The sequence below is a fragment of the Neobacillus cucumis genome, from assembly GCF_023715505.1.
Window position 1 is genome coordinate 246,663 of sequence record NZ_JAMBOH010000002.1, and the last position, 16,044, is coordinate 262,706.

At 38.0% G+C, this 16,044-nt stretch carries 13 protein-coding genes and 1 riboswitch; of the genes, 10 read left to right on the forward strand and 3 right to left on the reverse strand.

Annotated features, from left to right (window positions below):
- Window positions 1-418: 418 nt before the first annotated feature.
- The 6 genes from M3226_RS03845 (at window position 419) to M3226_RS03870 (ending at window position 7,297) form a co-directional block, all read left to right on the forward strand.
- The gene (locus M3226_RS03845; RefSeq protein WP_251562757.1) at window positions 419-1,297 is read left to right on the forward strand and encodes a carbon-nitrogen hydrolase family protein; all 879 of its coding nucleotides are present in this window, start codon (window positions 419-421) and stop codon (window positions 1,295-1,297) included.
- Between the two features lie 15 nt (window positions 1,298-1,312).
- Window positions 1,313-1,975: a GNAT family N-acetyltransferase gene (locus M3226_RS03850; protein ID WP_251562759.1), complete on the forward strand. Its 663-nt coding sequence runs from the start codon at window positions 1,313-1,315 to the stop codon at window positions 1,973-1,975.
- 150 nt (window positions 1,976-2,125) lie between these two features.
- Window positions 2,126-2,416: a hypothetical protein gene (locus M3226_RS03855; RefSeq protein WP_251562761.1), complete on the forward strand. Its 291-nt coding sequence runs from the start codon at window positions 2,126-2,128 to the stop codon at window positions 2,414-2,416.
- Between the two features lie 239 nt (window positions 2,417-2,655).
- Window positions 2,656-4,356 carry an AAA family ATPase gene (locus M3226_RS03860; protein ID WP_251562763.1) on the forward strand — a complete coding sequence of 567 codons (1,701 nt, stop codon included), beginning with the start codon at window positions 2,656-2,658 and terminating at the stop codon, window positions 4,354-4,356.
- Window positions 4,357-4,677: 321 nt separating this feature from the next.
- Window positions 4,678-4,755: riboswitch (glycine riboswitch) on the forward strand.
- Between the two features lie 163 nt (window positions 4,756-4,918).
- Entirely contained in the window at window positions 4,919-6,283 is a 1,365-nt protein-coding gene (locus M3226_RS03865; RefSeq protein ID WP_251562765.1) for an amino acid permease, read from the forward strand.
- Window positions 6,284-6,535: 252 nt separating this feature from the next.
- Window positions 6,536-7,297 (forward strand): L,D-transpeptidase family protein, encoded by a 762-nt coding sequence (locus M3226_RS03870; RefSeq protein ID WP_251562767.1) that lies wholly within the window; start codon window positions 6,536-6,538, stop codon window positions 7,295-7,297.
- A 127-nt stretch (window positions 7,298-7,424) separates the two neighbouring features.
- On the opposite strand, the gene M3226_RS03875 is transcribed toward M3226_RS03870, so the two are convergent.
- The 3 genes from M3226_RS03875 to M3226_RS03885 are packed head-to-tail and all read right to left on the reverse strand — an operon-like array spanning window position 7,425 to window position 10,317.
- Entirely contained in the window at window positions 7,425-9,245 is a 1,821-nt protein-coding gene (locus M3226_RS03875; RefSeq protein ID WP_251562769.1) for a DHA2 family efflux MFS transporter permease subunit, read from the reverse strand.
- Window positions 9,246-9,253: 8 nt separating this feature from the next.
- Window positions 9,254-9,907: an HlyD family secretion protein gene (locus M3226_RS03880; protein ID WP_251562771.1), complete on the reverse strand. Its 654-nt coding sequence runs from the start codon at window positions 9,905-9,907 to the stop codon at window positions 9,254-9,256.
- A gap of 5 nt (window positions 9,908-9,912) precedes the next feature.
- Entirely contained in the window at window positions 9,913-10,317 is a 405-nt protein-coding gene (locus M3226_RS03885; RefSeq protein WP_251562774.1) for a MarR family winged helix-turn-helix transcriptional regulator, read from the reverse strand.
- Between the two features lie 218 nt (window positions 10,318-10,535).
- Here M3226_RS03885 and M3226_RS03890 point away from each other — a divergent pair, with 218 nt between their 5' ends.
- The 4 genes from M3226_RS03890 (at window position 10,536) to M3226_RS03905 (ending at window position 15,961) form a co-directional block, all read left to right on the forward strand.
- Window positions 10,536-10,907, forward strand: coding sequence for a hypothetical protein (locus M3226_RS03890; RefSeq protein ID WP_251562775.1), 372 nt, complete (start codon window positions 10,536-10,538; stop codon window positions 10,905-10,907).
- Window positions 10,908-11,180: 273 nt separating this feature from the next.
- A complete protein-coding gene (locus M3226_RS03895) occupies window positions 11,181-13,553 on the forward strand; it encodes a polyprenyl synthetase family protein (protein ID WP_251562778.1) in 2,373 nt (790 codons plus the stop codon).
- Between the two features lie 187 nt (window positions 13,554-13,740).
- Window positions 13,741-15,285, forward strand: coding sequence for a sensor histidine kinase (locus M3226_RS03900; protein ID WP_308211926.1), 1,545 nt, complete (start codon window positions 13,741-13,743; stop codon window positions 15,283-15,285).
- Window positions 15,278-15,961 (forward strand): response regulator, encoded by a 684-nt coding sequence (locus M3226_RS03905; RefSeq protein WP_251562780.1) that lies wholly within the window; start codon window positions 15,278-15,280, stop codon window positions 15,959-15,961. The genes M3226_RS03900 and M3226_RS03905 overlap by 8 nt, the downstream gene beginning before the upstream one ends.
- Window positions 15,962-16,044: the final 83 nt, after the last annotated feature.

Consider the following 16,044-nt stretch of genomic DNA (forward strand, 5'->3'; position numbering starts at 1 on the left):
CAAAAGTACGAAAAGATTTTCGTACTTTTTGTCTTATCCAACAAAAAGTATCTTAGGGGCATGAAAGGGCTACATATGTATTTAAAATCGTTTCATATTAATAATAACTTGCTGTTCTCCATGTTCCCTTTTTTTATTTATCTTTTGAGTGATAGATTTTGAACATATATTTATTTACATTTCTTAAAAACAAAATAGGTGAAGAATCTTATTGTCATTTTTAAAGGTCAACTAAAGCGTTTCCTTCCTTTGTTAAAATTTTTTAGGGAATATCTGTGTTCAAATTTATGCGAATAATGTATATTAATTTCTTACAGTATACTTTTTTACACTATGTTATTAAAAAGTGCGAACTTGTTCACTTTATAAATTTTGATCCATAATAGGATTAAAAACTCATATAGAAAGAGGGGGTTTTATGCAATTAAGAGTTTCAGCGGTTCAATATAATCTCCACACGATTTATTCTTTTCAAGAGTTTGCCAATCAAGTGGAACATTATATTAAAACAGCAGAAGAATTTGGAGCGGATTTTATCCTTTTTCCTGAATTTTTCACTACTCAGCTAATGTCAATTGGCAATGCTAATGGGGAAGCATTGACTATCTGCGAATTACCGGATTATACCAATCAATATCGTTCATTATTTATCACATTAGCCCAACAGTATAACATGCACATTATTGGCGGAACTCATGTGATCCGCAAAGGTGATCGACTCTACAATGTGGCGCATTTGTTTTACCCAGATGGTCGGGTGGCAGAACAGGCAAAACTTCATATTACTCCAACAGAGGTACACGAGTGGAATATGAGTGCAGGAGATACACTAGAGGTTTTTGAAACTGAAAAAGGAAAAATCGCGATGTTAACGTGTTATGATATTGAGTTTCCAGAAATCGTTCGTATGGCAAAGGCAAAAGGCGCAGATGTAATCTTTTGTCCGTCATGCACGGACGACCGTCATGGTTTCCATCGTATCCGCTATACGAGCCATGCTAGAGCGATTGAAAATCAAGTCTATGTCGTAACTACTGGTACCGTCGGTTCGTTGCCAACCATTGACTTTATGCGTGCAAATTTTGGACAGGCTGCAGTCATCACACCTAATGATATCCCATTCCCCCCACAAGGCATCATGGTAGAAGGGGAGATTAACCAGGATATGATTGTCACTGCGGATCTGAATTTAGAGCTATTATATCAGGTACGTGAAAAGGGTTCTGTTACAACCTGGCGGGACCGACGTACAGATCTTTACCCAGATTGGGAAACGGAGAGGCTTGTTCTCAGTTAGAAATGGAGGGGCACAATGTATCGAAAAGAATTTTTTGTTTTCGACCAAGAAAAACCCGTTCCAGTGATCGTACGTAATTATGAGGAAAAGGATTTTCCTGACTTAATTCGTATTCAACAAGAGAGCTTTCCTCCTCCATTTCCATCCGAATTATGGTGGAATGATGAGCAGCTAATAAATCATGTGAATCTTTTTCCACAAGGAGCCCTTTGTATCGAAGTAAACGGAGAAATTGCCGGTTCTATGACAGGGTTGCTCGTTGCCTTTGATGACAAACATCCAGACCACAATTGGGAAGAGATAACTGATAATGGTTATATTCGTAACCATAACCCAAATGGTAATACCTTGTACGTGGTCGATATCGGTATTCGACCATCTTATCGAAAATTAGGATTAGGCAAATGGTTGATGTTCTCGATGTATGATGTTGTTGTTCACTTCCGTTTAGAAAGATTACTAGGCGGGGGAAGGATGCCAGGTTATCATAAACAGGCGGATAGAATGTCTGCAGAACAATATATCGTTGCGGTTGTCAAAGGAGAGCTAAAAGATTCAGTTATTACCTTTCTTCTCCGTTGCGGCCGAACCCCAGTAAAAGTGATTACAAATTATTTAGAGGATGAAGAATCATGTAATTATGGGACTTTAATGGAGTGGAAGAACCCATTTTTGTAGTACTAAAATAAGCTTAATTTACTTTTGTACCCAATTATAGGGTGCTTTTTTTTGTGTGTTTTTTTCATGAATATTCTGTGAACAAAACTTTTCATCTACTCTCACCAGCCATTGTTACAAGCATATCATGTATCAAGGTGGTGATAAAAAATGACATTTACACTTTCAGATTGGATGCTTTATACAATGTGGGCTGTTTTTGGACTAATGATTCTTGATCTTTTATTAGGATTTTTAAAGTCATTCTGGAAAGGCACGCTCACTTCAGATTTTATTTTAGGATATTTAAAAGACGTCCTATACTACGTTGTCCCATTAAACTTTCTCATTTCCATGTTTCCGATTGACCCTTCTGGGTGGATTTTAATAGCATTCTTTTTCGTTGGCGGTCTTGGCGTTGCAATTAAGTATTTATTAGACATAATCAACAAATTTAAATAAACCCCGTCAGAAAACCTTCCATGCTGATTGGAGGGTTTTTTCAATGTTTTCACAGCAGGTAAGAAATCTTGGTGAATTAGTCAATAAATTTACCTTTTTCAACAGGTATGACTAACAGGAAATAAGAATAAATATCAGTATTCTAGATTAAATATCTGTGGTGCTTCACCAGTAAATCGGCACCAATCAAGCGGATTGTTTGTAAAATTTTTGCAATATTCAGAAAGGATTGTGGGGCCATGAGGAAATATCGGTGGGTAAAGTGGCGAAAAATTATCCTCTGGGTCACAGCTGTCGTCATTATAAGTATATATTTGCTTAATAGTGGACCGACAGTCTGGGGAGTCGTCATCAGTATTGTCAGTTTGTTACTGCAGCTGCTCTTTGCGATGCTGTTCATGATTATCCAGTTTGTTGCCCTATTCTGGTTCCTAGCCCGCGGCAGGACCTATTGGATCCTGCCGGGGGAAACCGGCTCCACCTGGGCCGATTATCGGGGAAACCCAGAGATTGTTGAAAATGCGAAGCGCATTGTTACCCTTTTAAAGGGAGTTAAAGAGTTTAAGGAAATGGGTGGTGAGGCCATTCGCGGCTTACTGCTATGTGGACCGCCAGGGACTGGAAAATCTTACCTTGCCCAAGTAATTGCAAACGAAGCCCAAGTTCCTTTTGCTTACGCCTCTGCACCTAGTTTTCAAAATATGTTCTTTGGTGTTGGAAACCTGAAAGTAATGGGGCTCTATAAGAAGGCCCGAAAGCTCGCAAAGTTGTATGGTGCTTGCATTATTTTTATAGATGAAATTGACGCCATCGGAATGAGCCGTCAGGCAGGAGGCGGAGCAGGAGGAATGATGGGCGGACTGATGGGGATGGGTGGTTCGGGTCTACTAAATGAACTGCTCTTACAGATGGACCCGCCAAATATCGATAACGGCTGGTTCTCCAAGTTGCTTCGGTCAATTGGTCTTCGAAAAAGGAAGGCGGACCGGCCTGCAGTCTTAACGGTTGGTGCAACCAACCTTCCCGATGTACTTGATCAAGCCTTGCTTCGGCCTGGGCGTTTCGACCGAAAACTCTGGGTGGATTCACCTGACTATGATGGACGGATTGATGTATTCCAGTATTACCTCGAAAAGGTAAAAAGGGACTCCACGATTACACCTGAGCGGGCGGCACTTGATACGATTGGTTATTCTCCAGCACAAATTAAACACATTGTAAACGAAGCAGTGGTAATTGCCCATCAACGGGGAGCACAAGTTGCTAGTTATGAGGATTTCCGTGCGGCAATGGAGACATATGAATGGGGGCTAAAACAGCCGCTTAGGTCCATGAGTGAGGATGAAAAACGAAATGTTGCCTATCATGAGGCCGGTCATGCGGTTGCACAATTTCTTCTAAAGCCTCATGAACGAGTATGGAAAGTAACCATTATCCGCAGGGGTGGTGCGCTAGGACTCGCAGCTACGAAACCAACGCATGAACGATATAATCGAACCGACAAAGAAATCCTAGCAGAAATACAAGTTTGTTTGGCAGCTCGTGCGGTGGAAGAGGAGTTTTTAAATAAAAAATTAAATGGGGTTACTTCTGATTTGAGGCAGGCAACAGAGCTTGCGGGCGCTTATCTAGGGATAGTCGGCATGGGTGAAGAATTATTCAGCTGGCTCGCGGTCGGTTCACGTTCGGACGGACTAAGAGCACTGCGATCCAAAATCAATGAACTCCTAAAGTCAGAGATGAACAAAGTTAAGAAGCTTGTAAATGATAATGGAGACTTTGTTCACCGGATTGCCGAGGAGCTCCTGAAGCGTGGCGATTTAACAGGCGAAGAGATAGAGCAAATCTATGTTGGGCTGTATGGCCAAAGTCGAGCAGAAGTCCTAGAGTCGCAGAGTCAAGGTTTATTAGATTCAACTGATATGGACAAAAATGAGTAAAAAAGTTTAGAAGTGTCTTCAATAGGGGGTCTTGAGGACAAAACCCGTTAACAAACATGCAGAACTATTCTCAATCAGATGTTAAAAAAATGGATGGTGCCACTCGCCATCCATTTTTGTGCTTTAGAAAGTTTCAATACCTGACAAATGGTCATTTTATTGGTACATAAATTTATTTGTTGACAAATAGAACTAATACTAATAGAATTATAAATTATTCAACGATAGTTTAGTTTCTGAGTAAGAATGCTAAATAATCATTGATTACTTTACAAATTAAATATTTAGCAAGCTATGATTGCTATGGATCACACTATAGCAGGAGCAGCTTCTGGAGAGACCGCTAGATAGCGGCGCCGAAGGGTTCACAATCTCAGGCAAAAGGACAGAAGAGTACGAAGACTATTTATTATTCTATCACAAAAGAGTAATAGATATTATTTGTTATTCTTTCGCCCGAAGAGATTGGAGAAATTCCAATCTCTTTTTTTATTGGTTTTCTACTTGTTCACTGTTTCACCTGAACAAGTACAATTATTACTACCATTAGGGGGAGTTTCAAGTGGCACAACAGGAATTAAAAAGGGATTTAAAAAACCGGCATGTACAATTGATTGCAATTGGCGGAACGATTGGAACAGGCTTATTTTTAGGGTCAGGCAGAGCCATCCAGTTAGCAGGCCCGTCGATTATGTTTGCCTATATCATTGTAGGGATCGCTTGTTTTTTTGTTATGAGAGCATTAGGAGAGCTGCTATTATCAAAAGCGGGCTATACATCTTTTACAGACATTGCTGAGGACTATATCGGACCATGGGCAGGATTTGTAACTGGATGGACGTATTGGTTTTGCTGGATCATGACGGCCATGGCTGATATCATTGCCGTTGGTGTATATGTTCAATATTGGTTTGCTATCCCGCAGTGGGTTCCAGCCATCGTGTGTTTAGTTCTATTATTGGGGCTTAATCTATTAACGGTAAAACTATTTGGAGAGTTAGAGTTTTGGTTTGCCTTAATAAAAGTCATCACGATTCTCGCTTTAATCGGAATAGGAGTTATCTTATTAGTAATAGGATTCAAAACAGATGTGGCAACCGTAACTGTAAAAAATATTTGGGAATATGGTGGTCTTTTTCCACACGGTGCTTCAGGTTTTTTACTTTCATTTCAGATGGTAGTCTTTGCCTATGTGGGCGTTGAATTGGTGGGTGTATCAGCAGCGGAAACAGCCAATCCACAAAAAAATATCCCGTCAGCGATTAATAAAATTCCGTTAAGAATTCTATTTTTCTATGTGGGTGCACTTTTTATCTTGTTATGTATCAATCCATGGTCACAGTTAAATGCAGGTAACAGTCCTTTTGTAAAAACGTTTAGTTTGGTAGGAATCCCGATTGCAGCAGGTATTATAAATTTCGTTGTGTTAACATCAGCGGCATCTGCCTGCAATAGTGGTTTGTTTTCAACGAGCCGAATCTTATTTAATTTAAGCTCTAAAGCCCAAGGTCCAGCCCAATTTTCTAAATTAAATAAAAATCATGTACCAAGTAATGCATTATTGGTCTCAGCCCTTGTTTTATCAGTCGGAGCGCTTTTAAGCAAGCTGATTCCTGAACAAGCTTTTGGCATCGTGACAACCATCAGTGCGATTTGTTTTATTTGGGTTTGGGGTATTATCTTAGTTTGTCATTTACGGTATCGGAAATTACGTCCGGATCTACGAAAAAAATCGACTTTTAAAGCTCCATTTACGCCGTTTATTAATTATGCCGTCTTAGCGTTATTTGTTTTTATTCTAATTGTTATGTTGTTTGCTGATTCAACTCGGACAGCTTTATTATTGACACCGATATGGTTTATTCTTTTATTTATCTTGTACTCTTTTAAAAGATTCAAAGATCAGAACATAAAAGTATCTGCATAATAGATATAAAATATAAAAGTGAACTAACCCACATCATTATGATTGGGTTAGTTTTTTTTTAAGAAGATAGTTTAATTTTTTGTTCGTTAAAAAGGAAAAAGGAAAAATATGTAGAAATATTAATATTATGGAAAGCTGGGTGTAACACAGAAAACTAGAATGTAATATTGCTAACAAAATTGTAATGTGGATATGCCAGCCAACATAGAATACACGGATTAGTTATTTTAATGGGTAGTTGGGGGGATCAATTTGCAAAGAAAATGGTTAATTTTTATTAGTTTGGCTTCTCTGTTATTGTTTAGCTTATGTTTTGGGGTACCCTCTAGTTCGGCGGCCACTGTCAACAAGTTTATTATTATTAACAAAGCTAACAACCGTCTGGCATACTATGAAAACGGCGTCTTGAAGAAACAATTTAAAGTGGGCACAGGGCGTAGTAGTTCCTTAACACCTGAAGGCAAATTCAAAATTGTTAACAAAATTGTTAACCGTCCATATTACAAGGGACACATCCCAGGTGGAGATCCTCGCAACCCGCTAGGGAATCGATGGATGGGTTTAAATGCCCGCGGAACATGGGGGACAACTTATGGGATTCATGGTAACAACAACCCAGGTTCAATAGGAGGGTATGTGAGCAGTGGGTGTGTGCGGATGTACGATAATGAAGTAGAGTGGCTATTCAATCAGGTGCCAGTGAATACTCCGGTGGTTATTACCACTTCGAATAGTTCATTCGATGCGATTGCAGTGGCCAATGGATTGAAAGGTGGGAAAAGTATACCTACTGTCCCTGTTACTACAATCGGGGAAACTCTTAAAAAAGGAAGCAAGGGACCTGCAGTAGTCACACTTCAGAAGAAGCTGACATCTCTTGGATACAATACCAAAGGGTTTGATGGCATCTTTGGAGCAAACACTGATAGCGCAGTCCGTAACTTCCAAAGGGCATATCACCTGCAAGTAGATGGCGTTGTAGGGCCAAATACGAGAAAAGCTCTTGGACTATAACAGTCATTCACTATCTAAGCTTAAGCTGCTCAGTTTTGCTGAGCGGCTTTTCTTATTCTATATACAGAAAAATAGAGGATTCCCAAGAAATAGTCTTTTGGGAATCCTCTATCTTATTAATTATATTTTATTTTTGTATCTGAGCACGTTTTACAAAGAATACTAAAACCAAGGCTATAAAGGCAATAATGGTAGCGACAATAAATGCATCATTAATCCCATCTATTGTGGTTTGTTTCATAACTTGCCCATAAAGCACATAGGTAGTTAGTTGTTTACCAGCGGCCGCAGGCATGTGTGTTAATGCTGCTAAGCCTTGACTAAGCTGAGAAAATTGACCTGAGATGAATGGATTCGCACTAGTCATTGTACTAATATATTCACCATAATGCACACCTGACCTTGAGGTCATAACGGTAACAAGGAAGGCAGTTCCAATACTTCCTGCAATTTGCCTTGCCGTATTGGATGCGGCCGTACCGTGTGCCCCGAGGTGACGAGGTAATTGGTTAAGACCTTCTGTCATAATCGTCATCATAATAAAAGACATACCAAACATCCTAAATACATAAAGGAGAAGCAGATGGGTATAACTTGTGGTCATACTTAATTTAGTAAATTGCCATGTTGTAATTACCGTAATGGTTAAACCGATGACACCAAGCCATCTTGCACCCATTTTATCAAAAAGTGCTCCCGAGATTGGCGACATAATTCCCATTACAATGGCACCAGGAAGCATCAATAAACCAGATTCTAAGGCGGTAAAACCACGAATATTTTGCAAATAAATAGGGAGCAAGATCATCGCACCAAACATGGCCATGTTGACAATCATACTGATAATGGTAGTTAAAGCAAAAATGTCGTATTTAAATACTCTAAGATCTAACATTGGTTTATCAGTTGTAAGTTCACGCCAGATAAACGCAAGAATAAATATCACTCCGACTGTTAAGGAAACTACAACAGTTGCACTGTCCCAGCCATCGCTTCCTGCTTCACTAAAACCATATAACAGAAATCCAAAACCTAATGTTGAGAATAATAATCCTGGGAAATCAAATTTAGGATTCGTTGTTTCGGTTACATCTTTCATCCAAAAGAAGCTAAAAATTAAATCAAGTATACCAATTGGAATAACGATATCAAACAATAATCTCCATGAATAATGTCCAATCAGCCAACCAGATAATGTTGGACCGATAGCAGGAGCAAAGATCATAACAACTCCCATAAGTCCCATAGCCTTCCCACGTTTTTCCGGAGGGAAGAGGGCGAAAAAGACAGTCATTAGCAGGGGCATAATAATACCAGCACCACTAGCCTGAACGACCCTGCCAATCATCAGCATGGTAAAGTTTATGGATAGGGAACAAATTAATGAACCTACGGTAAAAAGAAAAATCGCAGCAATAAAAAGTTTCCTGGTTCCAAATTTTTCAATCAAATAGGCCGTAACTGGAATCAAAATACCGTTAACTAGCATATAACCAGTTGATAGCCATTGCACCGTATTTGCAGAAACACCTAAATCATTCATGATATGAGGAATCGCTACATTAAGTAAAGTTTGATTAAGGATAGCAACAAATGCACCAAGCATTAATGCAGTGAGTATTTTACCTGTTCCCGAAGACTTTTCAGATTTACTCTCTTCTTGACTGGAACGGTTTCTAATTTCTTCTTTTGGCTTTACATCGGCTTGAACATATTCCAAAGCTGGCTCGGCTATCACGTTATCTTCAAGCATATCCTCGACTTGACTTGATAGATCTTCTTGTTGATCTATTTTATTGATTACTTGCCCTTGTGGAATATCTTCAACCTCTTGTTTTATTGCTTCAGTTTGAGCAATTTTGGGCTTTTTTTGTTTCAACACACCAAAATTAATAAAAAGTAACACCAAAATACATATAAGGGCATAAACCGTGATATATATTGACATCTTATCACCTACTTATGAATTCGCACGGTCACGTTCATACCAGGAACAATTCCTACACCTTTATTGTCATCAATGGATACTTTAACTGGAACAACTTGTGTTACCTTGGTGTAATTTGCTGTGTTATTTGAACTTGGTAATAATGAGAATGTACTTGCAGTAGCTAAACCAATTTGTTGTATTTTCCCTTTTAATGTTGAATTAGGAAAAGCATCAACGTAAATGTCAACATCCTGTCCTACGGCAATTTCGTCAATCTTTGTTTCATCAATGTTTGCTGTTACCCACAAATTATTTAAATCATATACTTGAGCAAGCGGTGTTCCTGCAGCAACGAATGAATTTTGTACAGCGTTACTTTGGACAACCGTTCCGTTTGTTGGAAGAGTAACTTTCATCTCAGTCGGCTGTCCATCAGTTCCAGTTGTTAAGATCGTCCCAATTGTTTCATCTTTCGTAAAACTATCCCCAACTTTGCCTTCCCAACCAGTTAATTTCCCGTTAGCAGGAGCTGCAATGGATACTTGTTGTCCAGCGATTTGCGCATTGTCTGTCGTTAAATAATTGACGGTTTTATTATAGTAAGCATATCCTGCAAAACCTCCACCTACTAAGACAATTAAAATTATAATGTTGACTAAAAGTAAACGTTTCGTACTCATTCCAATTATTCCTCCTCAATTGTTAACTTTTCCAAGACCAGTTTATGAAGACGCAGTAGATGAGAGATTTCCTCCTCTGGTAAATCAATGACTTCCTTCATTTTCTTTATAAGCATGGAATCGGAAGAATTAAACTGATCTAATGTTCTTATTCCTTCGTCTGTTAAACGTATAGAGATGGATCTTCTATCTCCGGGAGGTATCACTCGTTCGACTAAGCCACTATGAACGAGCCGGTCAATCACCCCACTAACAGTACTGTTGGTCAGTTTTAATTTTTCAGCGAGATCACCTAAACTGATATTTGGATTATAATTAATTTTGTATAGTGCTTTTAATTGAACAGGAGTAATTCCTAATCTTTCTGCATCCAATTTAACAAGTCTATTGTAGGCTTTATTAATTTCCATAAAACTTCCTAAAATCTCATTATTAAGAACGTCTATTTTCGGACCCCCCTTTCTTACTTAAATCTAATATTACCTACAAGAATATTTCGTATGCGAAATAAATTATAAACACGGACAAGGAATAATGTCAATAATAATGCAATGGAGTGTCAGACTGCAGGATGAAAACATACACTCTTCTTAGAGGTGGCATATAACTTTTGAGGGGGGATGGGAAAATGAAGTTGGAGATGCAAAAAGCTATTATGTTAGCTGAAAATATAAATAATTTTATAAAATATGTTCAAAAAAGTAATGAAAATAAGAACAGCTTTAGATTTAATCCTGATAAATTATTACAAGTAAAACTCCTCATTGAAGAATTTAAGTTTCAGATCATCGCAGACGAACTATTGAGAATCAATCAGTATTCATGGGATGGAAAGTATACTCATTATTTAGTTAATTGTTTTAAAAAGGGAATTGACATTATAGATGAATATGTAAGAAATAACTACGAAGATTTATATCTGTTAACGGCAAGACTTTATACATTAAAGGACCTTGGCAACATATTTAGCCTAAAGGAAACTGAAACTTTTTCATTGTAAAAGTTTAAAGGTGTAAGAATCAAAATAAAAGTATCTAAAGTTCAGGCCGGATAAAGAGGAACTGGCACTTTCTATTGCTCATTTTGTTAAATCTAGTAAAATAGTAGGAAGGGTGTAGAAATGGATTCTTAATGTTCATGAAAGAAATATAAAGTGCAATTTCCCGCTTTGGGTCATAAAGATGTTCATTAAAGATTATACATAAATATATTTCAAATGAAATTTTATAAATTATATGGCAATCGAGACCATTAAGTAGAGGTAATGTAAAGGATGAATGAAGACTTAATAAAAAAAGCCGATACATCTTATCAGTTAGCTGAGCAAAAGGCTGCACAATATTTTCTTTCCCTTTATCATCAGGTCATGGAAAAGTCATATGTCCCTGCCTTAACAAAAGATATACATTCTTGGAAACAAAACCATATTCATCATCATCCACTATTATCGTTCTTTTCGAGAAGAAAGAAAAAATCTGATACCCAAGGGTATTACAATTATATCCGTTGGCTCGATTATACAGGTAAACTGGATAACTACCTGGATCGCAGTATTTCCTATCTTTTTATGCGGGATCTGGGTAAAGCATTAAATTCTCCTGACACCCAGATAAAGATTCGTCAGGTCGTTGACAGTTTAAAAAGTACCCTGACTGAAGGCGGAAAAGAGGATAAAGAGTCGTTCAGTATGGCCGGATTATATCGCTGGGCTCAAAAGGAAGGTATTGAATCCACGATGATCTGGGTCTTAGACAAATTAAAGACCGTAACCCTTAATATACCAGAGGGAATGGATGCAGAACATGCCCAGAGAAAACTTATCAAAATCATAGCTGGTGTTATGATGCATGTGGTTGTAGAGTTGGAAGATGATCTATCTCCTCTTGAACGTAAACAGAAACTAGATAAAGCAATTAGGCTTGGTTACTCCTATGGTCTGACTTATCCCTTCATTGATGACCTATTAGATTCGCGTGTTTTATCAGATAATGAGAAAAAACAATACTCCCATTTAATACGGACGACCCTTATTACTGGGGCTGTACCGGAGTTGGGAGACTGGATTGGAAAAAACATCAATCTCATTCGATATATCCATTCAGAGCTTCGAGAGGCTTATGAATATATAAAGACCAATCAGCAGCCTGAGACATTGAAGTTATTTTTTGATCAATCCTATGTGTTTTTTAACTCACAGGAAGTAGATCGTGAAAAAAATCTGTCCAATGCCAACTACTCGAATGAAGAGCTTTATATCCCCGTTATATTAAAATCATCTTCTTCGAGATTGATCGTGCGTTCCGTCCTCAGTGCTCCTGAGGATGAGGGATTTGACAATCGGACCTTCTTTTATGGAATTTACAATCAGCTGGCAGATGACTTTGCCGATATGTTTGATGATATGAAGGAGGGGGCAGTGACTCCCTATACTTATTATCTAAAATATCATAATCAACGTCCTGATTTGATAAATCCCTTCGAATTATACTGGGCAGTAATTGCCAACTTAATTCATAATGTGTATAACGAAGATGGTAAGACCTGTGAGGTTATACTCGATCGAGCCATAAACGGACTAAAACGATTTAAAAATCGTATCGGAACGGAAAAATACAACGAAGTGATGCATCTCTTTTCTTCCGGACATTCAGATTTCAATCGTGTTATTCAAAAAATGGTCATTAAAGCAGATGATGTGGATTTTTTTGATAAACTACTTCGAGACCATATTATTACGAATTTAAAAAAGGACCGACAGGAACAAGATGACTTTTTAGATCGGTTGGAAACGGTCCGGAATCAAATTAATAATAGTTTAAAAATTCACCAGGGAGAAAAAATTCCTTTGATGGATGAGCCCATTACAGAAGCCTCCAATTATAGTCTTTTGGGTGATGGAAAGAGATTAAGGCCGATTGTCGCTTGGGAAATTGCTGTAAATGGGTATGGATTAAATGAATCCGCGATAATGCCGCTTTTAAAATCATTGGAATATATGCATACGGCATCCCTTATTTTTGATGATCTTCCCTCTCAGGATAATGCATCCATCCGTAGAGGACGGCAGACGCTGCATGAGGTGTATAACGCAGCGATTGCGGAATTAGCTGGTTTGTTTTTGACACAGAAAGCGATTGAGGAGCAAGCATCCTTGCTTGAATTTGATTCGAAAATAGTGCTTAAGATGATTCAGTATTCGGCCAGAATGACCGAGAATATGTGTAAGGGGCAAGCAATGGATTTAGCCTCAAAAGGAAAGCCGTTAACATTAGAACAATTAACGACCATGAGTTATTATAAAACAGGAATTGCATTTGAAGCTTCGATCATTATGCCTGCCATCCTTGCACAAGCCAAGGAGTCCGAAATGGAGGCATTGAAGAAATTTGCCCGTTATGCTGGCATTGCTTTTCAGATTAAGGATGACCTGCTGGATGTAGAAGGGGATGATCGTAAACTCGGAAAAGCGATTGGTAAGGATAAAGAAAATAATAACTCTACCTTTGTATCAATTCTAGGTCTGGAAGGTGCAAGAAAAGAAATGTGGGAGCATTACTGTCTGGCAATGGAGGCACTGGAAGAAGTGCCCCGTAATATTACGTTCTTAAAGCATTTATTAAATTATATGGTAAATCGTGAGCATTAATAGATCGATGAGAAACTATCTGTATGATAGTTTTTTTTTCGTTTATTAAAAGAAATCTCTATCAACAAAAGATATAATAAGACTATGTTTCTATTGCTAGCGTTCAACAAGGAGGTATGCTGCCCTGAAAACAAAAAATATATCGCTTCAGACAAAAATCTTTGGGCTGGCCCTATTACTGGGATTATTGTTAATCCTCCTGATGACCTCATTTTATAGCTATATGGAGAGTAAACAAATAGAGGAGAACAAGGGGAAGTTGGCACTTGAAATTTCAAAAACAGTCTCATTTATGCCGACGATTATTGAGGCTTTTCAGTCTAGTAATCCATCAAAAACTATTCAGCCCCTAGCAGAAAAAATTCGAAAAGAAACGGGTGCCGAATTTGTGGTGGTAGGAAACTTGGATGGAACAAGGTACTCACATCCATTAAAATCGATGATCGGAAAAAAGATGAAGGGTGGAGACAATGATAAGGCTATTAAAAAAGGGCAATATTATGTTTCCAAAGCAAACGGTTCACTTGGTCCTTCGATTAGGGGGAAATCACCCATCTTAAACAAAAACGGAGAAGTGATTGGAGTCGTTTCGGTAGGCTTCCTGTTGGAAGACGTTCATCACCAAATTACAAAAAATATCACAAAGGTATTATTAGTCTCCATTTTTGCATTATTGATTTCCTTCTTAGGCAGCATGCTGCTTGGACGGAATATTCGGAAAGATACATTGGGTCTCGAACCCTATGAAATTGCCGCACTCTATAAAGAAAAGAACGCGGTACTCCATGGAGTGAAAGAGGGAATATTAGCCGTTAATAGAGACGGATTTATTACCATGATGAATCAGCCCGCAAAAAGGCTACTACACATTAATGGTTCTGTCCGCCATTTAAAAGTAGATGGACTTTTTTCGTCAGGGTATTTATATGAAGTTTTACATTCGGGAAGTCCGATTGTTGATAAAGAAGTGATTTGGAAGGATCAAACGGTAATTGTCAATTGCACACCACTTTTTGACGAATCCGGAATAAGTGGTGTGGTTGCTTCTTTTCGTGATAAAACAGAAATTGAGCAAATGGTAAACACGATATCAGAAGTAAAGAGTTATTCGGAAGACCTTCGTGCTCAAACACACGAATACACGAACAAGTTGTATGTGTTATCAGGCTTGCTTCAACTCGGCGAGTTTGATCAGGCAATTGCGATGATTCAAGCGGAAACCCAGGTGCTACAGATACAAAATACGATATTATTTAACCAGATTAAAGATTCCAAAGTACAAGCTATTCTTTTAGGGAAATTAGGTAAAGCATCGGAAAAAAAGATTAATCTTGAGATTAATCCAGAAAGCTATTTAGAAGCTTTGCCAACCCATATAAACTTTTCTAGCCTAATTATTATCATTGGTAATTTAATTGATAATGCCCTTGAAGCGGTCTCTGAATTAAACAATCCAATAGTGAAATTTTTCGCTACCGACATTGGCAGTGATATCATTTTTGAAGTTTCAGATAATGGCAAGGGAATCTGTGAGAGTGATATTCCTAATCTATTTAATCGGGGCTTTTCTTCTAAGAAGGGGGACATGCCGAGGGGATTTGGGCTATCAAATGCTGAAAAAGCTGTTGTTGAAGTAAATGGGATGATTGAGGTCCAAAGTAACCCCGAAACCGGAACAGTCTTTACCGTGTATCTTCCTAAGCAATATGAGAGGAGACCAGAACATGCATGAGATAAAAGCAGTGATTGCAGAAGATGATTTTCGAGTTGCTGATATACATGAAAAATTTTTAAAAAAGTTTAAGGAAATTGATGTGGTCGGAAAAGCTTTAAATGGCAATGAGACATTGAAATTGCTAAACGAAAAAGAAATCGATTTGTTGCTCCTAGATGTGTATATGCCTGATATGCTAGGATCAGATTTGCTCTCAATGATAAGAGAAGGGTTTCCAAAGGTAAGTATTATTATGATAACTGCTGCAACGGATAAGATTTTCATTGAGAAAGCATTAAGCTACGGTGTAGAGAGTTATTTAATTAAACCTGTCAATAGGGAAAGATTTGACGAAGTTATTTTGGAATATATAAAAAAATACTCACTACTTTCTTCTGAACAGGAAGTAAATCAGCAATATGTTGACCTTTTGTTTGGTAAAAATGTAATTGAAAATGTGGGAAAAGGCGGGTTTCCAAAAGGAATTGATGAGATCACGCTTGGAAAGGTGAAAAAAGTTCTTCTTACTAATAATCAGGGCCTCTCTGCTGAAGAAGTGGGGAAAAAAATTGGGGCTTCTCGAATTACAGCCCGTCGTTATTTGGAGTATTTGTCTTCCAATAATGAAGCTAAGGCAGAAGTGGTTTATGGAATCGTCGGGAGGCCTGAAAGAAAGTATTATCCCATGAAGTGAAGATGCCAAAAGGCGTCTTCTTTTTATATATTTTAACCGTGAACAATATGTACAAAATAAAGTTTAAAGTACTTTAATAACTT